This window comes from Leptospira gomenensis (genome assembly GCF_004770155.1).
In the GTDB taxonomy this organism is placed as follows: Bacteria; Spirochaetota; Leptospiria; order Leptospirales; family Leptospiraceae; genus Leptospira; species Leptospira gomenensis.
The window spans coordinates 59,474-83,810 of the sequence record NZ_RQFA01000037.1; the positions used below are offsets into that span (position 1 = coordinate 59,474).

A 24,337-nucleotide genomic window follows, 5' to 3' on the forward strand; every position below is an offset into this window, starting at 1 on the left:
TTTAGGAATTCTTCTTCAATTCAATGACGCTGATTTCGGAAGGCGCTCCCAAACGTAAGGGCGGCCCCCAATATCCGGTTCCCCGACTTACGTAAATCCAAGTGGACTTATGTCTATGCAAACCCGCGACGAACTTCTGCGCGAGATAAATGAGAAAATTTCCCGGAAAATACTGCCCCCCGTGCGTATGTCCCGAAAGTTGAAGATCGAAACCGGCCTCCGCACTTTCGAACACGCTGTTGGGTTGATGAGCCAGTAATACCTTATAATCGGAATGTTCCCCGCCTTGGATGGCCTTATGCGGATCCGTTTTGTGTTCCGGAAGAATGGAACCCGCTTTTAGATCCGTAACACCAGCTAACGTCAGTTTGGCGGAACCGTGTTCCAAAATCCGGTTTTCGTTTAACAAAACTTCGATCCCGTGACCTTCCAACTCCCGAATCCAGGAAAGAACCCCCGAATAATACTCGTGGTTGCCCGTAACGAAAAAAGTCCCGTGTTTGGATTTCAGATCGGCCAACGGCGTGATATGGTGTTTGAGTTTGTTCACCGGTCCGTCCACAAGATCGCCCGTGATGGCGACCAAATCCGGCTTTAATTCGTTCACCGTCTTTACCACGGACTCTAAAAAACCCTTTTTGATGGTCGGTCCGATATGGATGTCGGAGATCTGAACGATTCTAAATCCTTCCAAGGAAGAATGTAAATTCTCTCCCGGCACCGTCACCGGAAGTATCTTCAACTTACGATGCGCTTGGTAAAAACCGATTCCTGTCAGACCGCCGGCCAGACCTAAAACGGAAACGCTCAAAATACGATTGAGAAATTCCCTTCTTCCGAAAAAAGAAACGGCCCCGTCGGAAGTCGAACCGGGAAGAACGCTTACGATTCCGTTTACGGAAGCGGTCGTTATGTCCTTCAACAAAACCAGACTGAAGAGGATCGTAAAAAATCCCAAGCCGGTAAACGCGAGATACGAGAACGCGGTCTGAATTTTTTCCCGATCTGAGGTAAGACTGATATAATAACTGATCGGAATACTCAGCGTGAACAAAACGATCAGGATCCAAGCCAACCGGGACGTCCAACCCTGCGCCCCCAGACCGTCGATCAAACGAAAGCCGGTATACGTATAACCTAACCCGATGATCAAAGTGAACACTCCGAGAAATATGAGAAAGCGGGAGATTTGATTTTCCATTACTTTAATAAGACCGTAAAAAACGATCGAAGTTTCTATTCGGATTAAATTCCGGAGTCCTTAGGAAAAACGCATTCGTATTTTCATCAAGTCGAATATTCCCAAACCCTTGACGAACCTTCCGATTTTCGTAGCATTGACAGAAAGTTCCATGGTTCCGGTCGATTTAGAATTTCAAAAACTGAAAAGTATCCTCAATACGAGTACGATCTTAAACGCAAATTTAGATCTCTATCAGCTTTTGCCTTTGATCATGTTGTATTCCAAAGATCTGTTGGAAGCGGAGGCGAGTTCCCTGTTTCTTCTCGACGAAACCGGAGAATTTTTGTACTGCGAGGTGGCCTTAGGAGAAAAAGGGGAAATCATCCAGAAATACGGACGTCTCGATGTGGGCCAAGGAATCGCGGGTTGGGTCGCAAAGGAAAAAAAGCCCATCATCCTGGAGGACGCGTATTCCGATCCAAGATTCAACCAGGCCTGGGATCAAAAAACCGGTTACAGAACCCGCTCCTTGGTATGTGTGCCGTTGTTCGTAGAAGACAAAATCATCGGGACTTTAGAAATCCTGAATAAAACCCGGGAACGTTCCTTTGATTCCTCGGATCTGCATTATCTCACTTCCCTTTCCGAAGTCGCGGCCATCGCGATCCAAAACGCGAAGATCCACGACAATCTCAAAAAGAGAATCCTGGAACTTTCGCTTCTCTACGAGTTCGAAAAATTGATCGTGTCCGAAAAAAGCATTCACGAACTGGGAAGTTGGGTTTTGGAAAAGATCCTTGCGTTTTTGGAAGCGAAAACCGGAACGATCTACCTCGCGGATCATACGAATCGATCGCTTCGTATTTTAGCCGCCAAGGGAATTCCCAAAGAGGCTTTGCATTCTATCGTGGTTCCGTTCGGGGAAGGGATCGCCGGCTGGGTCGCCGTGGAGAGAAAAAATCTTCTGATTCAAAATCTCGAAGAAGACAAACGATACGATCAAAACGCGAAGTATAAGTTCGAGGCGAATTCCCTCATCTCTTCCCCTTTGCTTTATAGGGACGAACTTTTAGGAGTCATCAGCGTTAACAGTAAGAATTCGGGATTCGCATTCCATCAAAACGATCTCGAAATGTTGGGGGCGATCGCCAATCGACTTTCCGTAACGATCAAAAACGCCGATCTTTTCCACAGAGTCGTGGACAGCGATCGGGAATTACAAAGGGCCCGCGAAGTGATGTCCAAGGTCATACCGACGGCGATTCCGTATATCAAAGATTTGGAAATCGGTGCGGAACATATTCCTTATTCGAACGTCGGCGGCGATTTTTACGGAGTATTTAAACTCGATACGGAACGAACCGGGTTTTTGATCGCCGACGTTTCCGGACACGGGCTTTCCGCTTCCGTGATCGCTGCTGTGATTAATACGATCGTATCCACCTTCGACAAGGAAACCCTTTCCAGTCCTTCTAAATTTTTTACCGGACTCAACCACGCGTTGAACAATAAAATGGCGGGAAATTTCGTGACCGCTTTTTATTGCGTAATCGATACGGCAAAAAATTCGATTCTTTATTCGAACGCGGGACACAATCATCCTTTGTTGTTTAAGAGATCGACCGAAACGATCATTCCTCTTGAGACGAAGGGAAAACTGATCGGGGTGATTCCGGATCTGTTTTTCGAGGAGAACACAGGTTCTTTCCAGAGTGGGGATCGTCTCGTATTGTATACGGACGGGATTTCGGAACATTCTTCCGAGGATCGATCCAGAAGATACAGCGAAGAAGCCATATCGTTGTCCGTCCGCAAATCCATATCCAAAACCTGCAAGGAAGCAGCCGCACAGATCGTAGGGGATTGTGTCGAATACTGCAACCGGCCGAAATTCGACGACGACGTGACGCTCCTCGTGGTGGATCGCAAATAAAAAGTTTTTCTAATTTAGAATTTACGAATATACTAGTTTTTTAAAACATCACCGTTCCCGGACTAACTTAGTTCGTTTAAAATCGAAATCCGCATACGATCTAAGGATGGATTTTTTAATCCGAAGTCTCTAACGTTAGATTGAACGCTTATTATATAATGTTTCGAATAAAATAAAATTCGCAAGGTTTTTGCGAACAAGTCGGCGTCTAACTAGATGAAATAAGGAGGGTTCACCATGAATGCAATCACGATCTTTGCGCTTGCGTTGTTGGCAGTTCCTGTTTTTGCCCGTTTTGCTCGGGTGACGAAAGAGGCGATGGGTAGATATCACCTGGTCGGCTTGGGTGGTTTGTTTTTGATTTTGGGAGAAGCGACCCGAATGACGGCGGATAAAATTTCGCCCATTGCAGCGCTCCTTCCGGTCATCGACATCGTCACTGCGATCTTGGCTTATGCGGGAGTTCTTTTCGGGACGCTGTGGTTATCAGTGTATTACATTAAACACCCGAATGAAATTTGAAAATTCATTAAATCAGGTTCAAAAAGGCGGGTTCTTCCCCGCCTTTTTTGTGTACGGAGGTCCGACCTTGTTTTCGATGGTTTTTGTGCCAAGGATTGTGGGAACTCCCCGCCTGAACTTCGAAGAGATGGAGCGAGCGGAGAAAAAATTTTAAGAGAATCGGTAGGAACACCTAAAAACGAATCGATCACGGCACAAAATCCCGATTCCTTGGAAAAGCGAATGAATGCGGGAACTCTCACACGGATCGAAACGATTCTTCCAAAAACTTCGGCAAAACTACCGAAAGATTTTTAAGCCAAACGAATGTGGGAACTCCCTCGTTTTACCAAAAGAATCTCGATGAACTCCGAAAATGCGGGAACTCCCCCGGAAATATCAAAAACGAAACAAAGGATACAAAAGCCATGAACGAAAAACGTCCGCTCACTCATTCGATACTCTATGCCGCAGATCCTCTTTGCCCTTGGTGTTACGGTTTTTATCCGGTCTTTCGAAAAATCCAGGAAACGTATTCCGACAAGATACGATTTTCCCTGAGCCTGGGCGGATTGAGATTCGGAAAAACGGCGGAACCGCTAACGCGGGAACTTGCAAAAATACTAAAATACGAATGGAAGGACGCGGAAACCGTAACCAAACAGCCGTTCCATTCCGAAATCCTGAACCGAAACGACATACTCTACGACTCGTTTAATGCGTGTAAGGCGACGATTTCCGTTCAAAAAATATCGCCCGAAAAAACTTTCGAATATCTCGGAGAAACCTCTAAATCTTTCTTTTACGAAAATCGAAACCCCGGGGAATACGAAACCTTCCTGACCGTCGCGCAAAAGGTCGGCATCGATCCAGATCGATTTCAAAAGACGTACGAAGACAAGGACACGGAATCGGAAACTTGGGCGGATTTTTATTACGGATTTTCGGCGGGGATCAGCGCGTTTCCTACATTCATTTTTTCTGATGGAGTGGAAAGCGGCGTATTGATTCGAGGATACCACACATACGAACAGACGGATTCGATTCTAAAGGATTATTTCCGATCCGTTCGCGTATAGGAAAGATTCAATCGTTTCTTTCTCGTTTACTTTTTGACTTCGATTCCCTGGATTCCGTTTTGCCGACGTAATTGGCGAGAACCAAAAGGATTCCTCCTAAGAACGCCGACCAAAAACCCGGAACGGACAAAGCTCCGGGAAACCAATCTCCGATGATCAAAATCACCCAAGCGTTAATGATCAAACCGATCAAACCCAAACTAAGATAATAAAAGACGATTCCGATCCCGAGAGTCATCACGATCAACACGAGACGCAAGGCCGCATTAATCACTACGAAAGCGATCACGACCGTCACCGAATGAAACCAACCTCCTACGACGTGAAAGTCCGGATGAATCAGAGGAAAAACGAACTCGACGACGAGCGACATTAGAATTAAGGAAAATAAAAAATGAATCATAAAACTTCCGCGTTAAACGTAAACATCGACGTTCTTACCGATCGAAGGAGGAGGTGATCCCGGAGGGACAACCTCGGAATCCGCCGATTCTACCCGATTATCCTGCTCTGCAGTGATTTCTCTCGGAGAAGAACCGGTGGAAACCGGCGCGATGGAATCCGAAAAAAGGATCTGCCTCGATCCGACCGCCATGTAGGACATATCCTCCTCCTTAGATAAGAATTTTCTTTCAGGGAGATATTGTATAAAAGCCCGTCCCGAGTTCCAAGGAAAAATGCGCCGGACTTGGAAAAAACTTTCCAGAAACGGACGAGGATCACAACCTGAACGGGAAAGCTCCGAAAAAAAACTTCTTCTTTATGAATCTTCAACAAGCACTCGAACAAGTGAAAACCGGAAATCTTCCGGAAGCCAAAAAGGCCCTTCTAAAATATCTGCAAGAAAATCCGGACGATCCGGTCGGAAATTATCACCTCGGAATGTGTTTTTCCCATTTGAACGAATTGGATTCGGCCGAGGAAAAATTTCTCAAAGCGATCGAGTTAAACGAAACCTTCGTCGCCGCGAGAATCGGTCTCGGGGTTTTATACGCGAAAAAAAAGGACAAACCGAAAGCGGAAATCCAATTCAGCAAAGCGCTCGAAATCGACGAGAATCACTCCGGTGCAAAAAAGAATCTTGCTTCCCTTTATACCGGAACCGGCAACTACGACAAGGCTCTCGCTTTGTATTTTTCCGTTCCGGAACGGGAACGCTCCGATATAGTTTCCTTATATGCGATCTCTTATTGTCTATTAAAATTGGATCGTCTTTCGGAAGCGCGGCAAACGTTCCAAACGCTGGAATCGCTGCCCGTTCCTGAAACGATGAAAAAAGATATTTCCGAACTGAAAAACCTCATCGAGGAAAAAAACATCGAGTCCGAGGGAATTTGGACCTTGCTCAAAAAACCGGATTCTACCCAAACCTAAGAGATCGGATCGTCCTTTTTCCTTGGAAACGATTTCCTTTCTAAAACGAATTCAAAAATTTCTTGTATTTTTCGCGATCGTTCCGCAGTCTGAATTTATATGTTACACAATATTCTACTCGGTCTCAATCTTGTTGAGCTTCTTCTCCTTCTTAGTTAGGGGGAGCCGGTAGAGTTGTAAAAAAATGACGAGCCTGCTCCTCCCGGAGCGGGCTTTTTTGTTTTCGGAATTCCTCCTCCGAAAACCCGCTCCTCGAACCGACGGCTCAAGGAGAATACATGGACCAAACAGAAAACCCCGAACACACGATCGCGGCGAAAAACGTCTTCACGAATCAAAAGGAAGTTCAGACCTTTTCTGAAATTCTGCAGAACCCTCTTCCTAAACACGCTCCCTTCTTTATGGACGTCACGTTGCGCGACGGAAATCAGGCTCTTCGCAAACCTTGGAATTTGGATCAGAAGGAAACCGTATTTAAGCAACTTCTAAAGTTAGGAGTTCAGGGAATCGAAGTGGGATTCGCCTCTTCCAACGATCAGGAATTCGAAGCGTGCAGCCGTCTCGCTTCGATAGCCCCCGAAAACGTGGTGATCTCTTCGTTGTCGCGCGCCGTGGAAAAGGAGATCGATATTTCCTGGAAGGCGATCCGGAACGCTCCCAAACCGAGAATCCACATCGTGTATCCCATATCCGCCTTTACGATTCAAAACGTATTAAAAACGACTCCGGAAAACGTTCTGCAAAAAATTTCCGAATCGGTCGCCTATGCGAAAAGTCTTGTGGGAGACCGCGGAGAAGTCCAGTTTTCCGGAGAACATTTCGGCGACGCTCTGGAGAATTTGGACTTCGCGGTGGAAGCGTTCCGCACCGCGTTGAATTACGGAGCCGATGTAGTCAATCTTCCGAATACGGTAGAACGTTATCGGCCTTGGTTGTTCGTTTCGATGGTCCGCGCGGTCACGAACGCGCTACCCAAAGACACGAAAATTTCCATTCATACGCATAACGATTTGGGAATGGCAACGGCGACCACGGTGGAATCCTATTTTTCCGGAGCGATCCAACTCGAAACCGCCTTAAACGGGTTAGGCGAACGAGCGGGAAACACGAACACGTTCGAAGTCGCCGTGGCGCTCCATAATTGCGGAGTGGAAGTTCCGCTTGATCTTTCGGCGATCTACGAAACTTCCCGTCTGGTTTCTTATTTATCCGAAGTTCCGATCTACGAAAAAGCTCCTTTGATCGGTGAGGACGTGATTTCCCACCGCTCCGGGATTCATCAGGACGGGGTCGCCAAAACGAGACATTTACGGAAAGGCGCCTATCGCGCGTTCGATGCCGCTTTGATCGGAAGGCCGGAAGGAGATAGGATCGAATTTACGAGCCAGTCAGGAAAAAGCGCGGTCTTCTGTATACTTAGGGACGCGGGCGAGGAAATCAGTCTCGAACAAGCGGGAAGGTTGCAACCGGTTTTAAAAAAGATCTCCGAAGAATCAGGCAAAGGCGGACTTTCCCTGAACGAAATCATGACCGAGTGGAATAAGTTGAAGGCTATCGCGCACGAATCCGTCTCCGAATAGACGGATTCGTATCCGCAAAAAACGTTTATGAGCGATTCATAATACCGTAAAATAGAATCCCGTAAATCGTTCGCAAAACCGTTTCGTTCGAAGTTTCCCGAGGAAGTTCGGCGGAAACCAAAACCGCCTCGAGAGAACGATCCAAAAGCGAAGCGAAGATTCTCGGATCTATGTCCGAACGAAAACGGCCTTTTTCGATTCCCTCGGAGAAAAGCTCCAGGATCCGTTCGTATATCTTTCCCGAGCCGGAAAAGGGAATCGTCCGAAACAGTTCGGGTTCTCTGAGATTTATCTCGGAATAAACGCGCGAAAACCCGGGAGGGAATTCTCGCGCCTTGAATTCTCCGATCGTCCGGATTTTTTCCAAAACGTCCGAAGTTTCGTCTCGGAAAGTTTCCTCCACCTTTTGTACGATCCGACCGTTCTTATCCCGGATCATCTCCGAAAAAAGATGAGCTTTGTTTTCGAAATGTTTGTAAAGGGTTTTACGGGACATACGCAACGTTCTTGCGATTTCTTCCATTCGAGTTTTAGAATATCCGTATTCCAGAAACAATTCTTCCGCCCGTTTCAGTATTTTTTCCCTCGTTCCGACGATCGTCGAAACATCTTGATTTATTACATTATACATATTGAATATACCTTGGATCTAAGTTCATAAATCCGGATTAGGAGAACGTTTTCTGACGAATTCGTTGATCTTCTCTATGTATGAAAACGCGGCCGGAACGACCAACAAAGTCAGAATCGTGGAGGAAATGAGACCGCCGATAATCGCGATTCCCATACTCGTCCTCTGTTTGGAGGCTTCGTTTAATCCTATAGCGATGGGAAGCATACCCGCTATCAGAGCGAAGGAAGTCATCAGAATCGGACGGAGACGTTCCCTTCCCGCTTCTATGATAGCCTCCTTCATTTCGAATCCTTTTTCCAAAAGCTGATTGGTAAAATCCACGAGCAAAATCGAATTTTTCGTGGCGACACCGATCAACATGATCAAACCGATCATCGAAAAAATATCCAAAGACTTACGCGTGATAAAAAGCGCGATAAAGGCGCCGGAAAGCGCGAGCGGAAACACGAGCATGATCGCGAACGGAGTAACGAAGGATTCGTAAAGAGAAGCGAGCACCATGTAGATGAAGAGAACGCCGAGTCCCATCGCGATCGCCATCGAAACTCCCATTTCCTGAAAGCTCTCCGCTTGTCCGAGATAACTGATTTTAATTCCCGGTGGTAGCGGAGCTTCGTTTTGTGTAAAAGCGGCGATTTCCTGCATCGCCCCTCCCATCCCCGGACCTCCCGGAGCGACGTCGGCATAAATTTCCACGGACTTGTTTCGATTCAATCTGCTGATACTCGCAAGACCAATCGTCTCCTCCGCCCTCGCCACGTTCTGGATCGGAATCATCCGATTGTTGAAGTTCGGCACGAAAGAATGATAAAAATTCTCCTTTAAGTCGCGTTGTTCCTCTTTCAATCGAACTCGAATGTCGTATTCGATTCCGTTTTCACGATATACGGCGGGAACGGTTCCTTCCACCAAGGTTCTGAGTTCGCCTCCGATGACGGTTCCTAAAACCCCGAGTTGCACTTCTTTTTCGCGATCCGGAACGATCCTAAACTCCGGAGCTCCGCTCCGATAACTCGTATCGACGTCGAGAAGCGCTTTGGATTCGCGGAGTTTTCGATATAAAAGATCGGCGTATTGTTCTACGATTTTTCCGTTACTTCCGCTTACGACTAACGTGAACGGTCTTTGACCGCCTCCGACGTTGTCTATATCCTTCACGATCGGAGTTGCGTACGCAAACCCGGCGAGTTCGGAACGTAACTTGTCCTTAAATTCGCTCGTATTGATTTTTCTTTGTTTGGACGGAACCATCTCGACGAACATCGTCGCCGATCGGTTGTTGTTCGACATTCCCACGAGTTTGGTTTCCGGATGAGCGGCGATCAAAGACGAGACACGTTGTGCGACATCGGCCATTCCGCCCACGGTGGTTCCCGGAGGCATACTCAAGGTCACCTGGAATTTTCCCTGATCCTGAGCCGGAAGAAACGTTTTCGGAATAAACTTAGTTAGAACCAAACTCACCGCAAAAACGAAAATGGCGAGGGAAAGGATTAGAATGGGCCAATTCAAGGTGAAACGCAAGACGGAAGCGTATAGGTTCTCCAAGAGCGTCTGAAACGAATTGAATCCCGCCAGAATTACGTCGAGGCATTTTTCCATTATTCGAAATAAAAACCGGATCGGCATCCAAAGAAGTTTTAAAATCACGGATACGAGCGTTAGGAACCCCGATTTTTTTTCGAAATTAGAATTCGAACGCGCCGAAGAATCCGTCTTCGGTTCGTTATGCGGACTTCCCGAAGAATGAGAGACCGCCCCTCCGAAATACGCGGACATCATGGGAGCGATCGTAAGGGCATCGTATAAAGAAATCAAAAGCGCGAAACATACGGTTAATCCGAATTCGCGCAGAAACTGCCCGACGATTCCGCTGATAAAAGCGATCGGCATAAAGACGGCGATTACGGTCATCGTAGTCGCAACGACGGCTAACGTTACCTCTTTCGTTCCTTCGATCGCGGCTTCCCGCGCAGTTTTTCCCATTTCCCTATGGCGAAAGATGTTTTCGCGAACGACGATTGCGTCGTCGATGAGTAGACCGACTGCGAGACTGAGCGCCAACAAAGTCATAACGTTGACCGTAAAACCGGCGAGTTGCATTAGAATAAAGGCGCCCAACAAAGAGTTGGGAAGAGCCAAGCCGGTAATGATCGTCGATCGAACACTTCCTAAAAACAATAGTACCACCACGATCGTCAGTGCGATACCTATGATAATCGTTTCGTTCACGTCGTAGATATTATCTTCGATCTGGGTCGAATTATCGCTCGCGATCTCCAAGGACGGCGTTCCTTGTCTTTTTTTAAGTTCGAGGTTCATGTTCGAAACGCGTTTACGAACTTCTTTAGCGACGGCGACCGTATTGGCTCCGGATTGTTTGTAAACGTAAAGAAAGACCGCCTTTTTACCGTTATAGTAGGCCCTGGTGGTTTCATCTTCGAGAGTATCGTAAACCTCTCCCAGCTGACCTATTTTAACCGGTACTTCGTTGCCAAAAAGGGAAATAGGCGTATCCCTAATTTCCTGCGGGGAACTGAATTCGTTGATGGTCCTGTAAACGAGTTCCTGATCTCGTTTACTCACTTTTCCCGCAGGAATATTCGTTCCTCCGGATGCGAGTCGATTGGAAACGATCGAAGCGGATATCATATGTTCCTTTAATTTATTTCGATCTAATGCGACATGAATCTCCCGCTTTCTACCGCCGAAGATGGTGATATTCCCTACGTCCTTAACAGTGAGCAATCCTTGTTTGATTTCTTCGTTTGCGATATCGAAAAGACCCGCTTCGGAAAGATCGGCGCGCAAAGACAAAACCAGAATCGGTTGATCGGAAGGATCCACTCTTCGGATGATCGGTTCTTTGGAATCCTTGGGAAGTTTCGGTTTTGCGGAAGAGACTTTATCACGAACTTGTTGTTCGGCGTATTTTACGTCCGTCTCTAGAGTGAATTCGACTATGACGGTCCCGAATCCTTCGTTACAATTCGATTTGACGCGTTTAACACCGGATATCGTGGACATTTCGTCTTCGATAGGTTTGGCGATTAGGGTTTCGATTTCGTTTGGAGAAGCGCCCGGATACGGAACGGTGACGGTCACAACGGGAATGGAAACGTTCGGGAAAAGATCAACCCCTAGTTTGTTTAAGGAAAGATATCCCGTCACAAGAATGATCAAAACCGTACACGTTATGAAAATCGGTCGTTTGATCGATATTTCTGCGAAGTTCATCTTCGTATTTCTCCTTCTGATTCAAAGTTTATTCCTCATGGGGAATTCCATCAGAAGGGAACACATTCTATTTTTTATACGTCATCGAGAGAAGGCGTATTTTCTTTTTATATTGTATCGTATCGAACGAATTGAAATCGTTCACTTTAGAAAATGAACATATTTAAATTTTCTAAAGTACTATCACGACTCAAGAACAGGAAGAACGATTCAGCGGAAATCACCGCAAAGCAATCCGTTCTCTTTCTTGAGAGTTTCATTTTTTCAATCCCGTATCTTCCGTCAAGGTCATTGAGGCTTTTGGTAGATTCTATTTTATTTTTTCGAATTTCGTTGCTTAGAATGGAATAAAGGAAACGATTTTATATAGGTTTGTATTCTTTTGTGAGGAGAGATTTGGTTTTGGTGGGGAGTTCCCGCAAATTCTCCCTGGAACGACGGGGGGTTGGGCTTTATTTCGAAAGGCAAATCGACATCTTCATGGCGATCCTCCCTGAACGCAACGAATCACACCAATGCTAGTTTTCGAAGTATTTTGATTCGCGATTCCGGAAGAAAAATCCACGCTCCAAGCCGTCGAAGGATCTAAAGAATTGCTGGAACTACTCCAAAATGGAAGCGAAGTTAATGTCTGTCCCGGAAATATCCATTTCCGAATCGTCGGCACTTCAAAGTCTCCGTCTCCTCCGGCGCAACCATTCGTACTCGTTGAATTTGCAACATCGACCCCGTTGGAACAATACACAAGAGACTTTAATTCCGTAACCGTAGGAACTCTCCACCCCGTTCCACCGATGTAATTAGAAGAACTATTTTGACAATCGCTGAACGCCTGTCCCGAAGTTAATTTTCCCCCAGAAACCGAGCCGTTGCATTGGTTATCAGGACTTGAGCAATAAACTTCAAAGTATGCTCCGAACGTGCATTCATTTTGTGTCTGGTCGTATAATTCTCCGTAGGAACATCGCATCCAGCGCAGCCCCGTCCACGGAAAAAGAACAGTATCACCCTGGAGGATGGGAGTTCCCGCAAAAATCAACAAGGACGTCCAAGAAGAATCCTCATACGATTCGACAGTAACCGCCTCCTTAAAATAAGGATTGAGATAACAACCGAAGTTAAAAGACGTCAGACAAAAAATCGTAACTATAGAAAGATAAAAAATGAATCGAGACATATTCAATTTGTTCCTTATTCCTGAAATCGCACCTTCATCACGTCTTTTCTGGGAAAAACTCTTTCTTTACCCTTATAATACAATCGAACGCCTTCTACATCAATTTTTGTGACTTGTCCCTTTACAATTTCTCCCGACCGAAGTAAGAGAACGGATAGATTTTTAAAATTTCTAACTTCTTTTAGCCAAGCGGCGTCAATCTCCGATTTTTTGTCCGAGTAAATACGTTCTTGGAATTCTTCCTTCCATTGTTTTTCGTTTTCTTTGATGAAATCCTCTTTCCACTTCGAAGGATTAATTTTGCTTCCGTCTTTTGCAACGCTATCGGACGAATTCTTTATAAGAACAATTTCCCTTGAATCGCAACTTTCAACCAAAATCGATTTCATCGTTACGGATGCAATTACCCCAAGAATAAGGCTTGAAATACCATCCAACCAAGTAGTTTTCAGAGTTACGCGGTATGGCTGATTCGGCTTCGGAAAAATTTCTGCAAAACGGACTCGATTGATGGGAATCGACCCAAAAAGAATATACCATTGAGTCGCGCTTCCGACAACTTTACATTCAACAGATTCCTCTTTTCCTGTTCCAGAAACGTGCGCGGAAAATCGGTAATTTTCCGTTTCTTTTATTGCAGTCAAATCGAAACTTGCGCAGTTTGTAAGTAAGAAGAGTATGAATAAAAATAATAAATGCGCAAAAAACGAACAATCGTCCGTGAATAGCTTCAATTTTGTGTGAACTCCTATTTTCAAAAATTCGTTTTCTAGTATCCTCTTCTAACAAGAGTTATAGGCACCAGTTTTTTTCCAATTTCAGAAGAATATTCGCCTCTCACGAAGCTAAACTAACCCAAATTTACATAAAAATTTGCCACGTTAGACGCTCAAAAACGCTTTTCCTTCCGAATCCGTAGAATCTAATGATCTTATGCTCAAAAAGTTACAAACGGCAGATTTCATTCCTAAAGGAATTCTCAAATTCTCTTTTGTGCAAACCGCTCTTGCGTCTTTAGCCTGGAATTTACCGGATGAAATGTCATTCTTAAATAATGCGGAAACAATGATTCTACATTCGGGTAAGAATGTAAAACTCGCGGGATCGTTCAGTAGCCAAAAAGACAAAAAAAGCAAAGGACTTTTAATTCTTTTGCATGGCTGGGAAGGAAGCATTAATTCAACTTATATCTTGAGAACTTCTGAATATTTTTTTCGAAACGGATACAATATTTTTCGCCTCAATTATAGAGATCACGGTGATACGCATCACCTAAATCCAGAACCGTTTAATGGAAGTCTTATAGAGGAAACATATGAAGCGGTCAGGCAAGCAAGTCTTTTGAGTGAAAAAGGAGTTCCCACGTTTGTGATAGGCTTTTCATTAGGGGGCAATTTCTGCTTACGAATTGCTCGACGTCATTCGTCTACAGAAAAAAAACTACATCAACTGAAACATTGCATAGCGATTTCACCTGCAATTCATCCAAAAGACGCAACGACACTCATGGATAATAAGTTCATTATAGGTCGTTACTTCCTGAAAAAATGGAAACAATCTATCGAAAAGAAAAGAATTCACTTTCCTACATTAGTACCTTATGAAAGGATTTTGAAAGAAAAATCGGTAATGAAGATGACTGAAAAATTCATCGAAACCGCAGACGAATTCGAGAATCTCGATCAATACTTCGGAACCTATACGTTAGGGGAAAAAGAGTTATCTGAAATTTTAATTCCTACGACGATTTTAACTTCAAAGGATGATCCGATCATCAGAGGAGAGACGTTTTCGTTGCTCCATCCAAATCGTAACGTAAGAATTTCGATTCAAAGTTTCGGCGGCCACAACGGTTTTTTGGAAAACTGGCAAGGGAATTGTTGGTATTTTCGTGTTTTAGAAGAAATTCTTGGTGAATAGCGGGAACTCTTTTGAAAAAATCGAACAACTTTCATTAAAAAAATTGAGAATTTTTTAACAACTCGCTCATTTCAGGAACCGGAATGGGCATGAGAACAATTCAATTCAAAGATAAAAATTCCAAAAAACTTTCGCTCGCAGGATTAAAAGTTACCTGTAGCTTTCTTATACCGGCCAAACTTTTTTATAGGCTAACTTCTCGAGAAAGAAGAGTAATAGGCAAAAATCTTCCCTTTCTACTTAAAAAATTCTCAGCCAAACTAACAACGTCCCCGCGAATCGGCGCAAAAACTTTAACAATTCGATACCAAAGGCCAGGCAAAAATTTAATCAAAATAAACGCGCGCGTAGACGGTGAAGACTGGGCACAGCTTGGTATTTTGGCCGCGTCACATTCGGTTTCGCGTTGTTTACTTTACTGTTTTTTACTCGAGTTACTAAATTCAAATAATTCACTCCCTAAAAAGGTGCTTAAAAAAGAACCTCAAAACTTTATCTTTCTTTGGGATTTCGATTCTAAAAGAAAAATACTAAAACGATTTCTTTTTATAAAATCCCGCTTTTTTTACGAATCGTTTGATAATTATAAATGATAGCCATTTTTAGAAAAATTTGGTAGGCAGTAGTAAATTGGATTTCGGAGTTCCCGCAAAAATTTCAATAAATATAACTAACTGAGAAGCTACGCCCTCCTTTGCGGGATACAAGGACCTTAAAATAAAAAACGAGGAACCACTCTCGACGGACCTTATCGCCAAACTCCCCCGCATAACCAAGGCCGCTCGTTCATTTGACGCTGGTGGGACCTCGATCACTCCGTAACCTAAGGAGTTCCCGCAAAAAGAATTGCAAACCATTCCCTACAAACAAAATAGAAACCAGAATACCCAAATTCATTAAACAGTCGTTCATCTTAAAAGGAACAAAGAGGGAAATCAATGTCAAACGCATATGTAATCGACGCGGTTCGAACCCCAAGAGGAAAAGGAAAAAAGCGAGGCACACTTGCTTCTATTCACCCGCAAGAACTTTCAGCGGCCACCTTAAATGCGCTTCAGGAAAGAAACGGAATCAAGCCGGAAATCGTTGAGGAAGTAGTTCTCGGTTGTGTGTCTCAAGTTGACGATCAAGCAGCGTGTATTGCCCGTTATGCGGTAATGGCTGCAATGTGGCCGAATTCGGTTCCCGGTTATACGGTAAACAGGTTTTGCGGCTCCGGCCTCCAGGCGGTCAATAACGCAGCCAATCACGTTCAGTCGGGATCGATGGCAGTCGCGTTAGGCGGAGGAATCGAGTCGATGTCCCGCGTAAAAATGGGTGCAGATCTCAACGGACGCGACTTTAATATAGGAAATCCTAATATTCAAAAACATTACAATTTGGTTCCTCAGGGAATCTCCGCCGATCTAATCGCAACGAAGTTCGGAATCTCTAGGGAAGAAGCGGATCGCTTTGCAGAATCCTCTCAGATCAAAGCGGACAAGGCGATCAAAGCAGGATATTTTAAAAAGTCGATCATACCGGTAAAAACAGAAGACGGAACCTTAATCGATACAGATGAAAATCCAAGAATCGAATCCACCTTCGAATGGCTTTCCGAATTGGCTCCCGTTTTTAAAACAGTCGGAGAAAAAGAGCTGGATGCGATCGCGCTCAAATCCTATCCTGATGTCCAAAAAATCAATCATATCCACACATTAGGTAATTCTTCTGGAATCGTGGACGGAGCCGCTTCCGTCTTACTTGCTTCCGATGAAGGTATTAAAAAATACGGACTCAAACCTCGCGCCAGAATAGTAGCAATGGCTTCCACCGGAGAAGATCCGACAATTATGCTCACCGGACCTGTATCCGCTTCCAAAAAAGCCCTCTCTATGGCAGGGTTAAAACCGGAGGATATAGATCTTTGGGAAATCAACGAAGCCTTCGCTTCGGTTGTCCTTTACACACAAAAATCACTGGGAGTTCCCGCAGAAAAAATCAACGTTAATGGCGGATCGATCGCCCTCGGCCATCCGTTAGGAGCCACCGGAGCGATCCTCCTCGGAACCGCTTTGGACGAACTGGAAAGAAGACAACAACGTTATGCGTTGATCACTCTCTGCATCGGAGGGGGAATGGGTATCGCGACCATAATCGAAAGAATCTAACCTAACACGCGTAAATCGGGCCAAAGCGTCAGCTCGGCCCGATTTATTAGCTCGCCCCACGCCGTTCCTTCCTCTTTTTTTAGCATTTGCTACCTCCTTTTTATAAAAAAATGTCAAGAAATCGCATCATTTCTGTTATTAGTTCAGAAGTTAAATTCATTTCACTTAGAACTTTTCTCTTGAGATACGGAAGTAACTTATGGAAGACATCACTTTAGCGCAAATTATTCTCGAAAAAATAAAGAAAGAAAACGAGAACCAGCAAATACCGACGAATACCGATCTTTACTACCATTTTCGCTCGACGCTCAATATTTCCGAAAAGAAGATCACGAAAATACTGAACTTTCTAAAAGATTCGAATTGTATTTTTGTTTTAAATATAAAAAAGCAAAATCCCAACTTTTCCGTTCCTGGTATAGACGCCTATGTAGTCGCGGATTCGTTTCTCATCGATTCCTTATTTTCCAAATTTCATAAGAGTTTGGAACTCCAGTATAACGCGATGTATCGCAAATCCCTCACTTATCAACAGATTCTAACGCGAATCCTGGACGAGATCGCGACGATTCAAAACCAGACCATTTTAGAATTGTTCACGTTTTGTGTCCTTTTCGAAGACATCAAAAAAATGATAAAGACACAGCCGGATCGCTATGAAGAAACCGAAAGAATCAAAACGCTCAAGGAACTGATTCGAGAATCGGAGACCCCGCTGTCATTCAATCCTGAAAGAAAATATAATTCCCCGGAGACGGTTTCCATATCGGTCATCTTCGAACCGGATCCGCCCGCAGCTATGGAGGAGAGCCTCCCCGATTCGACCAACAAAACAAAGACTAAATGGGAATTGATGGCCGAACTTTACTCTATACCGTTTCTTTTGAGAATTCATTTTAGAAAAAAAGAATATTCTGTTATTCAGCAGCTTTTACTATCCTCAAAAATTAAAGCCGCTGCGGATCTAAAAATGATCGCTGTCAGCTGTTCCAATCTCTTGTCTAAAAATACTTTGGAATCTCATCTTCGGCTGGAATTAAATAATCTGCGCAATCTGGCGATGAAACGACTTTTAGACGAAGTAAAAAGTCCCGTCTTCGGCGATTTAGAGCTGGTTATTTAAAGCCCTACAGACGCGAACCAAAACACGCCGGTGCGCCATTCGTGGAACTGCAGCCCGTCCCTATATTTGGATTTGCGTCTGGGAAGTTGAAAAAACTTTATAACTTAATATAAAATCTTTTTCTATCTAAGAAAGTCAAAATAGCCCACCAAAAAACAACCCAAACGAACGCATAAACTAAAGATGCGTCGTAAGGATCGAATCCCGAAAGCAATTTAGAATATAAGAATCCTTTTATACTGATCGATTTTCCGTTTTCACGATCGATCGTCCAAACGTTCAAAATCCTCGCTATAATTCCGGAGCCCGCAAAAACGAGAATTGCATTTTTTCCGTAGACCAAAAAAGGTTGAAACCAGAATTCCAATTTCAGAAACGGATCCGATCGGATCATCCGATGATTCCATAGGTATAAAAATTCGAAACAACCCACACAAACGAAGGCCAATCCCGCCGTATAAACGGAATAACTTCCGGTCCAAAGACTTTTATTCATCGGAAGAAGTAAACCCCACAAAAGTCCGCATAACAGCAATAAGGCGCCGATTCCAAAAAAGTATCCTACTCGTTTTGCGAAATCGGTCTTTTCCGTTGAAGAAAATATCAATCCGCAAAGGACACCGAACAAAGAGCTGCTGAGGGAAGAAACTCCGCTTAAAAAACCTTCCGGGTCCCAAGTTTTCGAGAATTTCCAAAGATGGGGAACCCCGAACAAACTACGATCGATCCAAGCTCCGATATCCCGACCCGGCTCCAACGAAACCGCATCGGCACCGGGAGCGGCAACCTGCGTCAACAACCAAGTATGACCGAGTAAGATAGGAACGGTCAAGATCAGTATTTTTTTGTCCGGCAAAAAAAGAAAAACGGAAGCTAACACCAAATATACGAAAGCGATCCTCTGTAGAACGCCGGGAATCCTCAGTTCGCCTAACGACCATTCGCCGAAAAAATTCAAAAACAAACCGATAAAAAAGAGCGACGCCGACCTCTTAATAATTCGAAGCAAAAGCGTTACACGATCCACTTCCATTTTGGAACGGAACGAAACAGGAATCGAAACGCCGACCGCAAACAAAAAAAAGGGGAAAACGAGATCCGTCGGCGTACAACCGTTCCATTGGGCGTGTTTTAAGGGAGAATAAATGTAGGACCACGATCCTGGGTTGTTTACAAGGATCATACCGGCCACGGTAAATCCCCTGAACAAATCAAGTGATAATATTCTAATATTCGAATTCATTTAAATTGCAGTTTAGAAATCAAATCGAGACGGATCCTATCGCCGTTATATAAAACCGCAAACTCTTCACGGTCTTCCGAAACCAAATCAACGATGCGGGTTTTCTCCAAACGCGGAATCCGACTTCCCGGAAAGTCTGTTAACTCCAACGTAACGGAAGTTCTTCTAAGTACGGCTTCTTCAAGACGATCGTACAAATCACAGGAAACAGGAACGTATTCTTTCATCCATTAAAATCCGAATTTACCAAAGGGATCTATGAAACTCCGTAAACCCGTATACGTCCCGGAACACAACTTCCCTTCCTCTCGCAAAACGGAATTTTCCGGAAAACTTTCCTACGAATTGTCGAAAGTAAAGTTTGGAAAAAATGAGATTCATTTTCTCTTTTCGTTCTCCCTCAGGAACGAAAACCAAATCGACCAAACCTTCCTCGTCGCGAATTCTCCAAGGTTTATACGGATCTTTTTGTGAAAAATCGAAAATCAAACGAGGAACTCTTTGTCTTTCATGATCGATCCAAAATGCGTTTTCGGAGTAAAACGATTCGTTCACCAGAGCCGCGAAATTCGCGCCGATGGAGGTTTTATCCGGTAGAATCGCACTCAACGCCGCCCAATACCAATTGGTTTCGTCGCGTAAATAACCGCCGGACCAGTCGTAAAGAATCGTCGTCTTTTTTGAATCGAAAACGAGCGGTCTATCTTGAAAGGAAATTTCGATCGAGGAAGGAATGATGGGGGAACATTTTTCGGTGAACGTCCATCGAGTCGGCTCGGAGGGATTTACGACCCTTAGGGGCGAATGTGTCGCATAACCATATTTTGCGTTAAACCGAAATCGAAGTTTTTTGCCCAAAAAAGCATCGACGCTTAGTTTACCTTCCGCATGGGATTTATCCACGGAAAGAAAAGAAGAGCCTTTCGAAAACCGAATCCCGTATTCGTCCGGATTGGCGGGGAATTTTAAACCGGAACCCGAGTCGAGTCCTTTCGTATCGAATTCGTAGAGGATCCCGTCTTCGTAATGATAAAGATAGGCGAAAACGTTATATACGTAACCCAAACTCACGGCGGCGAATCCGACCAAAAACTGATCCGTGATGATTCCGATATAATTGAATCTTTTAAAAGCGAAACGCTTCTTTAGGCCGCGTATTTCCTTGCCGAAAAAATCCAAAAGTTGAAAGTCTTTATAGTTAAAGTCGATTGGTCCGTCGAAGATCCCGTAGTTTACTTTGTTTTCGGAGCCGATAATTTTTTCCATCTCGATCGCGTAGGTTACCGGACAAGGTTTAAAAAGCAATGTAAATATAAACACATCGGCAATTTCGCTTTACTTTTCCATTTTTGCATACAACATTGGCGTACCAAACTTTCCAAAAGAATCCAATGGCAGAAACATCGAGTCCTAAATCCACGAATCTTGACGAAGCGGATCTTAAGATTCTAAAATCGAAAAAAACTTCCAGAGAACTTTCCATTCTGCTCTATCGCGTGCTTTATCGAACGGAAGAAGTAAGACAAGGCTCCGTGAAGGTTCTCAAAGAAACGTTTCTCAGAACGCACACCAATCACCCCGAACTTTTTCCGATTCTGGATAGGGCAAAATTTACGAAAGATATGATCGCTCTTTACAAAGCCACATCGACCCTTTCTCCGGATAAGTTGGAATCGTTTTTTAACGCAATCCACGCTTCCTTTCAAAACGAAATCCGTTATATGGTCGGGAAGTCGGCTCAGTTCTCTTTCGACATCATCTTTCTTGTAATCGAAACGATATTAAACGAAATGAATCTTCCTGAAAACGAAAGATCGGTCAACATGAAAGACCGGGAATCGATTTTGAAGAATTTTAAAGCATACAATGATCTTTCCAAGATGTTCAATAAAATCGGGAATACGAAGATCGTGATCGACAAAAAGGACGAAATTATAACGGAGATTTCCATTCTACATAAGGACATTACTATCATTTCGATCGAAAGCATGTTCCGACATATTCTCGCACAACTATTACTTTCTAAAAAATACAACTGCGGAAACCTGATCGAAAAATGGGCCCAAGAATACGGAATGGAGGACAATGCGCCGTCGATGAAACGTGTGATCGCGGAGGGAACTCCTTTGACCGAATTCAGACTACAATTCACGAACGCGGTTAAGACCCTAAAGGACGAAAACGAATTGGATCTAATGTTCCTCAGAACCCTGGCAAACTACTACGCCTCTTGGGTCACCCAGGTTTCCGAGCAAATCCCTTCTTAATCTTAGAATATTCTAAATTTAGAATATTCTAAGATTCCGTTATATCACTTCGAACGAGCAGGAAACAGAATCAGCTCAAACGTTTGAGCGAAACGCCCAGGGAATACCCGGCGACGGCCAAAACGACGTGAAAAAGATCCACATTGAGAAAAGGCCCTCTTGATCCGGTCGTTCCGATGACGAGCCCCGCCAAGATAAAAAGAATCGCGCCCAGTATTCCGTACAACGCGGGCACTTTGTTCCCTCCCGAGTTTTTACGGATACAAACGACGATCGCGACGATCATCGCAAGTCCGCCCAACACGGTCGATAAAAACGGAAACGGCATAACGTAGGAGAAGACTATGTAAACGAGAAGCAGAATTCCCGCTATCGGATACAACGCCCCTTTTTCCAATTTTTTAATTCCAAGATGAAAAAATCCCACTCCGATCAAAGGCACTCCGACGAAACCCGCCAGTCCTACGAAAAAACGATAAACCGGATCTAAGACTCCTATTCCCAAAAAGTGAATCGTACCCAAACCGGCCGAAATTCCTATGGAAAACAATCCCACAAATCCCGCGGTTCTGGAAACGGAAGCCGAGTGAGCGGTTCGAAGCGCCGCGTAAATCGCAACAACGCTTAATATTAAATCGGAAATTGCTGTACTCAATTGCATGGTGGATGATAGTTTCATCGAAAACAAAATTGGCAAATCTTTTTATCACTTTATAACGCCGGCGGTCGATCTATACCGTCCAAGAAACATAGGAATTTTTTATGACCCAAAAAGCTTTGACTCAATCCGTTACCTTAAACAACGGAATTTCCATGCCGATTTTCGGGCTAGGTGTTTGGAAAACGAAATCCGGCAAGGAATGTATCGACGCCGTTCTCGCGGCGTTGGAAGTAGGATACAGACATATCGATACCGCGAAAATATACGGCAACGAAGAGGACGTCGGTAAGGCGATTCGCGAAAGCGGTATTCCCAGAAACGAAATTTTTATAACGACGAAATTATGGAACGCGGACCAAGGCAAAGATAAGACCAGAAAAGCGTTGGAAGGAAGTTTAAAAAGTCTCGGAGTGGATTATGTGGACCTATATCTCATCCACTTCCCCGTCGCTTCCAAAAGAATGGATTCATGGAAAGAACTGGAGAAAGCGTATCACGATAAACTTTCACGATCCATAGGCGTCAGTAATTATACGATCAGACATTTGCACGAACTTCTACAAGAATCTCAAATCACGCCGGCGGTCAATCAGGTGGAATTCCATCCGTTTCTCAATCAAAAAGACCTTCTCGAGACGTGTATTAAAAACAAGATACAACTTGAGGCATATAGCCCGCTCGCTCACGGTCAAAAGACGGACGATCCTCAAATCGTTTCAATGGCAAGAAAATACGGTAAAACTTCGGCGCAGATCCTAATACGTTGGTCGATAGAACAGAACATCGTTGTCATACCCAAATCGGTAAAGAAGGAAAGAATATTAGAAAATTCGCAAGTATTTGACTTTAAGATTTCGGATGAGGATATGAAAGTTTTATCCGCGCTCGATGAAAACTTCCGAACTTGTTGGGATCCTACCGACGTCGATTAGGATGTTCCATTTATTTTACGGCGTTGAAATCAATCCGAAGTCGCTCTGCGTTTTTTTGTGTTCCGGTTTCGCACGAAGTAAAAGACGTTTCACCAACATAGTCGCGTAAGTTCCTGCAGGAAGGCGAAATGAAAGGAGCATTTTTTTTCTCCCAGGATTCAATTCGTCCTCCTCGAGTTTTCCGGTTTCGAAATCGTCAGGAACAACTCGAAGCCTTCTGTCAAAGGCGTGCATCCTGATTTTCGGAAACGGGGAACGATCCATACAATTCGAATCCAAATCCCAGGAACTAAGAACGGAATCAAGCATAGACATTTCATTTTTAGAATATTCTAAATTTTTAATTCCCGGATATCCGGGAACCTGTATATTTCTGTCAAGGCCGACAGCCGACAACAAAGAGTCGGGAGGAAAAAACAAAGGTCCGGTTTTCGTTTTGATAAAAACGCCCGATTCTGCTTCTTGAAAAAGAAGCCCAGATACGAATTCATTCCACAACAAGGACTGAAAGGAAGACAGTGCCATTAATAGTTCCTCTTCCGGAAAGGATTCCATCCGTTTCGCAAACGTTTCCGGAGAAATGTTTCGTTCTCTTTTTAAAGCCGAAAATATTCCCGCTTCAAGTTTAGTTCCCGAAAGTTTTTCACAAAGCGGCCAATTTCCCCATTCAGCTTGTAGCTTTTTTTTCCGGTCTCTTGCCTGTTTTTTCTCCCCCGCAAACGTTTCCGTCAAAAACAAACGGAGACAAAGTTCATACTCTTTACGAAAGTATTGAAGAATAGGAAGTCGGAACTCCGGATGAAAACGGCTGAAACGTTGCGAGTCGTAATAATTTACGAAACCGATCCGTGATACGGTTCCAATGTTCTCCTCCAAGAGTGGGAATTCCTTCTCCTGTAGATTTCGTAGCGTTAGTCGAAATCGATTGCCAAAATTCGCTTCGGGACTCAACGGCCTTTCGCACCTTCCTACGGTTTCCAATTTCAAAACCGAGGACAATTCTTTCGGAACTTGGAGCGGCAGTTCGCAAGATATAAATTGCAATGTTTCGGCATGCCTGTCTTTTTTCCCGGCATAACCGATTTGAGAAAGTTGAAGTTTGGATTCCCGCGCGATCCGCAATAGCGCGTCGATTGTATTCCAACCTTTTTTTCGAAGTCGGAAGATCGTCCAACGTCCAGTTTTAGTGAGCCAGGTCGGATCTATGATTTCCTCGACTTGAAAATCTTCGGGGGTTTGTTTCAAGTCGTAGACCAAAAATCCGCTGTACAACCGCTCACGCACGATTCCAAGGTGTAGGAACTCCCCTAGGCAACAACCTGGAATTGAAAAAAAAATTTCCT

The 24,337-nt window shown here is 44.2% G+C and carries 22 protein-coding genes and 1 pseudogene; 11 read left to right on the forward strand and 12 right to left on the reverse strand.

All coding sequences use genetic code 11. The features are described 5' to 3' along the window. Position 1: 1 nt before the first annotated feature. Positions 2-1,201, reverse strand: a complete 1,200-nt coding sequence (locus tag EHQ17_RS08670) for a metallophosphoesterase (protein ID WP_135595362.1) — start codon at positions 1,199-1,201, stop codon at positions 2-4. A 151-nt stretch (positions 1,202-1,352) separates the two neighbouring features. On the opposite strand from EHQ17_RS08670, the gene EHQ17_RS08675 reads away from it, so the two are divergent. The 3 genes from EHQ17_RS08675 (at position 1,353) to EHQ17_RS08685 (ending at position 4,696) form a co-directional block, all read left to right on the forward strand. Further along, positions 1,353-3,116: a GAF domain-containing SpoIIE family protein phosphatase gene (locus tag EHQ17_RS08675; RefSeq protein WP_135595379.1), complete on the forward strand. Its 1,764-nt coding sequence runs from the start codon at positions 1,353-1,355 to the stop codon at positions 3,114-3,116. Between the two features lie 237 nt (positions 3,117-3,353). Beyond that, positions 3,354-3,638, forward strand: coding sequence for an LIC10816 family protein (locus EHQ17_RS08680; protein WP_135595361.1), 285 nt, complete (start codon positions 3,354-3,356; stop codon positions 3,636-3,638). 407 nt (positions 3,639-4,045) lie between these two features. Beyond that, positions 4,046-4,696, forward strand: a complete 651-nt coding sequence (locus EHQ17_RS08685; protein ID WP_135595360.1) for a DsbA family protein — start codon at positions 4,046-4,048, stop codon at positions 4,694-4,696. 7 nt (positions 4,697-4,703) lie between these two features. On the opposite strand, the gene EHQ17_RS08690 is transcribed toward EHQ17_RS08685, so the two are convergent. Continuing rightward, on the reverse strand, positions 4,704-5,099 hold the full coding sequence (locus EHQ17_RS08690) for a phage holin family protein (protein ID WP_135595359.1): 396 nt from the start codon (positions 5,097-5,099) through the stop codon (positions 4,704-4,706). Between the two features lie 12 nt (positions 5,100-5,111). Next, positions 5,112-5,300 carry a hypothetical protein gene (locus tag EHQ17_RS08695; protein ID WP_135595358.1) on the reverse strand — a complete coding sequence of 63 codons (189 nt, stop codon included), beginning with the start codon at positions 5,298-5,300 and terminating at the stop codon, positions 5,112-5,114. Positions 5,301-5,458: 158 nt separating this feature from the next. On the opposite strand from EHQ17_RS08695, the gene EHQ17_RS08700 reads away from it, so the two are divergent. Both EHQ17_RS08700 and leuA2 read left to right on the forward strand, forming a co-directional pair. After that, complete coding sequence (locus EHQ17_RS08700; RefSeq protein WP_135595357.1) at positions 5,459-6,070, forward strand: tetratricopeptide repeat protein; 612 nt, start codon at positions 5,459-5,461, stop codon at positions 6,068-6,070. Positions 6,071-6,348: 278 nt separating this feature from the next. Then, on the forward strand, positions 6,349-7,650 hold the full coding sequence (leuA2, locus tag EHQ17_RS08705) for a 2-isopropylmalate synthase LeuA2 (protein WP_135595356.1): 1,302 nt from the start codon (positions 6,349-6,351) through the stop codon (positions 7,648-7,650). Between the two features lie 438 nt (positions 7,651-8,088). Here the strand turns inward: leuA2 and EHQ17_RS20395 are convergent. The 4 genes and pseudogenes from EHQ17_RS20395 to EHQ17_RS20325 form a co-directional block, all read right to left on the reverse strand. Beyond that, positions 8,089-8,248 (reverse strand): annotated as a pseudogene (locus tag EHQ17_RS20395) (TetR/AcrR family transcriptional regulator); the annotation flags it as partial. Between the two features lie 57 nt (positions 8,249-8,305). Beyond that, complete coding sequence (locus tag EHQ17_RS08715; RefSeq protein WP_135595354.1) at positions 8,306-11,521, reverse strand: efflux RND transporter permease subunit; 3,216 nt, start codon at positions 11,519-11,521, stop codon at positions 8,306-8,308. Between the two features lie 478 nt (positions 11,522-11,999). Next, a complete protein-coding gene (locus EHQ17_RS08720; RefSeq protein ID WP_135595353.1) occupies positions 12,000-12,698 on the reverse strand; it encodes an Lcl C-terminal domain-containing protein in 699 nt (232 codons plus the stop codon). A gap of 14 nt (positions 12,699-12,712) precedes the next feature. After that, positions 12,713-13,450: an LIC_13076 family protein gene (locus tag EHQ17_RS20325; RefSeq protein ID WP_425460695.1), complete on the reverse strand. Its 738-nt coding sequence runs from the start codon at positions 13,448-13,450 to the stop codon at positions 12,713-12,715. Between the two features lie 181 nt (positions 13,451-13,631). On the opposite strand from EHQ17_RS20325, the gene EHQ17_RS08730 reads away from it, so the two are divergent. From EHQ17_RS08730 to EHQ17_RS08745, 4 genes are all read left to right on the forward strand, one after another. Beyond that, positions 13,632-14,618 carry a YheT family hydrolase gene (locus EHQ17_RS08730; protein WP_135595351.1) on the forward strand — a complete coding sequence of 329 codons (987 nt, stop codon included), beginning with the start codon at positions 13,632-13,634 and terminating at the stop codon, positions 14,616-14,618. Between the two features lie 83 nt (positions 14,619-14,701). Next, complete coding sequence (locus EHQ17_RS08735) at positions 14,702-15,211, forward strand: DUF1564 family protein (RefSeq protein ID WP_135595350.1); 510 nt, start codon at positions 14,702-14,704, stop codon at positions 15,209-15,211. A 345-nt stretch (positions 15,212-15,556) separates the two neighbouring features. Further along, positions 15,557-16,768: an acetyl-CoA C-acetyltransferase gene (locus EHQ17_RS08740; RefSeq protein WP_135595349.1), complete on the forward strand. Its 1,212-nt coding sequence runs from the start codon at positions 15,557-15,559 to the stop codon at positions 16,766-16,768. Positions 16,769-16,967: 199 nt separating this feature from the next. Beyond that, positions 16,968-17,891 (forward strand): hypothetical protein, encoded by a 924-nt coding sequence (locus EHQ17_RS08745; RefSeq protein ID WP_135595348.1) that lies wholly within the window; start codon positions 16,968-16,970, stop codon positions 17,889-17,891. Between the two features lie 97 nt (positions 17,892-17,988). Here EHQ17_RS08745 and EHQ17_RS08750 read toward each other — a convergent pair whose 3' ends face one another. The 3 genes from EHQ17_RS08750 to EHQ17_RS08760 are packed head-to-tail and all read right to left on the reverse strand — an operon-like array spanning position 17,989 to position 20,400. After that, positions 17,989-19,134 carry an acyltransferase family protein gene (locus tag EHQ17_RS08750; RefSeq protein ID WP_135595347.1) on the reverse strand — a complete coding sequence of 382 codons (1,146 nt, stop codon included), beginning with the start codon at positions 19,132-19,134 and terminating at the stop codon, positions 17,989-17,991. Beyond that, the gene (locus tag EHQ17_RS08755) at positions 19,131-19,361 is read right to left on the reverse strand and encodes a hypothetical protein (RefSeq protein ID WP_135595346.1); all 231 of its coding nucleotides are present in this window, start codon (positions 19,359-19,361) and stop codon (positions 19,131-19,133) included. The genes EHQ17_RS08750 and EHQ17_RS08755 overlap by 4 nt, the downstream gene beginning before the upstream one ends. A 16-nt stretch (positions 19,362-19,377) precedes the next feature. Beyond that, positions 19,378-20,400, reverse strand: coding sequence for a DUF2804 domain-containing protein (locus tag EHQ17_RS08760; RefSeq protein WP_135595345.1), 1,023 nt, complete (start codon positions 20,398-20,400; stop codon positions 19,378-19,380). 125 nt (positions 20,401-20,525) lie between these two features. Here EHQ17_RS08760 and EHQ17_RS08765 point away from each other — a divergent pair, with 125 nt between their 5' ends. Continuing rightward, a complete protein-coding gene (locus EHQ17_RS08765; protein WP_135595344.1) occupies positions 20,526-21,401 on the forward strand; it encodes an LIC_13029 family protein in 876 nt (291 codons plus the stop codon). Between the two features lie 70 nt (positions 21,402-21,471). On the opposite strand, the gene EHQ17_RS08770 is transcribed toward EHQ17_RS08765, so the two are convergent. Beyond that, positions 21,472-22,062, reverse strand: a complete 591-nt coding sequence (locus EHQ17_RS08770) for a DUF6962 family protein (protein ID WP_135595343.1) — start codon at positions 22,060-22,062, stop codon at positions 21,472-21,474. A 101-nt stretch (positions 22,063-22,163) separates the two neighbouring features. Here EHQ17_RS08770 and EHQ17_RS08775 point away from each other — a divergent pair, with 101 nt between their 5' ends. Continuing rightward, the gene (locus tag EHQ17_RS08775) at positions 22,164-22,994 is read left to right on the forward strand and encodes an aldo/keto reductase (RefSeq protein ID WP_135595342.1); all 831 of its coding nucleotides are present in this window, start codon (positions 22,164-22,166) and stop codon (positions 22,992-22,994) included. A gap of 15 nt (positions 22,995-23,009) precedes the next feature. Here the strand turns inward: EHQ17_RS08775 and truD are convergent, their stop codons facing one another. Further along, a complete protein-coding gene (gene truD, locus EHQ17_RS08780; protein WP_135595378.1) occupies positions 23,010-24,281 on the reverse strand; it encodes a tRNA pseudouridine(13) synthase TruD in 1,272 nt (423 codons plus the stop codon). Positions 24,282-24,337: the final 56 nt, after the last annotated feature.

What these genes read in the sequence shown, in the direction of transcription:
- EHQ17_RS08680 (WP_135595361.1), top strand. Translation starts at nt 3,354, where the DNA reads ATGAATGCAATCACGATCTTTGCGCTTGCGTTGTTGGCAGTTCCTGTT.
- EHQ17_RS08765 (WP_135595344.1), top strand. Translation starts at nt 20,526, where the DNA reads ATGGCAGAAACATCGAGTCCTAAATCCACGAATCTTGACGAAGCGGAT.
- EHQ17_RS08730 (WP_135595351.1), top strand. Translation starts at nt 13,632, where the DNA reads ATGCTCAAAAAGTTACAAACGGCAGATTTCATTCCTAAAGGAATTCTC.
- EHQ17_RS08690 (WP_135595359.1), bottom strand. Translation starts at nt 5,099, where the DNA reads ATGATTCATTTTTTATTTTCCTTAATTCTAATGTCGCTCGTCGTCGAG.
- EHQ17_RS08775 (WP_135595342.1), top strand. Translation starts at nt 22,164, where the DNA reads ATGACCCAAAAAGCTTTGACTCAATCCGTTACCTTAAACAACGGAATT.
- EHQ17_RS08700 (WP_135595357.1), top strand. Translation starts at nt 5,459, where the DNA reads ATGAATCTTCAACAAGCACTCGAACAAGTGAAAACCGGAAATCTTCCG.
- EHQ17_RS08685 (WP_135595360.1), top strand. Translation starts at nt 4,046, where the DNA reads ATGAACGAAAAACGTCCGCTCACTCATTCGATACTCTATGCCGCAGAT.
- EHQ17_RS08675 (WP_135595379.1), top strand. Translation starts at nt 1,353, where the DNA reads ATGGTTCCGGTCGATTTAGAATTTCAAAAACTGAAAAGTATCCTCAAT.
- EHQ17_RS08745 (WP_135595348.1), top strand. Translation starts at nt 16,968, where the DNA reads ATGGAAGACATCACTTTAGCGCAAATTATTCTCGAAAAAATAAAGAAA.
- EHQ17_RS08770 (WP_135595343.1), bottom strand. Translation starts at nt 22,062, where the DNA reads ATGCAATTGAGTACAGCAATTTCCGATTTAATATTAAGCGTTGTTGCG.
- EHQ17_RS08760 (WP_135595345.1), bottom strand. Translation starts at nt 20,400, where the DNA reads ATGGAAAAAATTATCGGCTCCGAAAACAAAGTAAACTACGGGATCTTC.
- leuA2 (WP_135595356.1), top strand. Translation starts at nt 6,349, where the DNA reads ATGGACCAAACAGAAAACCCCGAACACACGATCGCGGCGAAAAACGTC.
- EHQ17_RS08750 (WP_135595347.1), bottom strand. Translation starts at nt 19,134, where the DNA reads ATGAATTCGAATATTAGAATATTATCACTTGATTTGTTCAGGGGATTT.
- EHQ17_RS08670 (WP_135595362.1), bottom strand. Translation starts at nt 1,201, where the DNA reads ATGGAAAATCAAATCTCCCGCTTTCTCATATTTCTCGGAGTGTTCACT.
- EHQ17_RS08735 (WP_135595350.1), top strand. Translation starts at nt 14,702, where the DNA reads ATGGGCATGAGAACAATTCAATTCAAAGATAAAAATTCCAAAAAACTT.
- EHQ17_RS08715 (WP_135595354.1), bottom strand. Translation starts at nt 11,521, where the DNA reads ATGAACTTCGCAGAAATATCGATCAAACGACCGATTTTCATAACGTGT.
- EHQ17_RS08740 (WP_135595349.1), top strand. Translation starts at nt 15,557, where the DNA reads ATGTCAAACGCATATGTAATCGACGCGGTTCGAACCCCAAGAGGAAAA.
- EHQ17_RS08755 (WP_135595346.1), bottom strand. Translation starts at nt 19,361, where the DNA reads ATGAAAGAATACGTTCCTGTTTCCTGTGATTTGTACGATCGTCTTGAA.
- EHQ17_RS08720 (WP_135595353.1), bottom strand. Translation starts at nt 12,698, where the DNA reads ATGTCTCGATTCATTTTTTATCTTTCTATAGTTACGATTTTTTGTCTG.
- EHQ17_RS08695 (WP_135595358.1), bottom strand. Translation starts at nt 5,300, where the DNA reads ATGTCCTACATGGCGGTCGGATCGAGGCAGATCCTTTTTTCGGATTCC.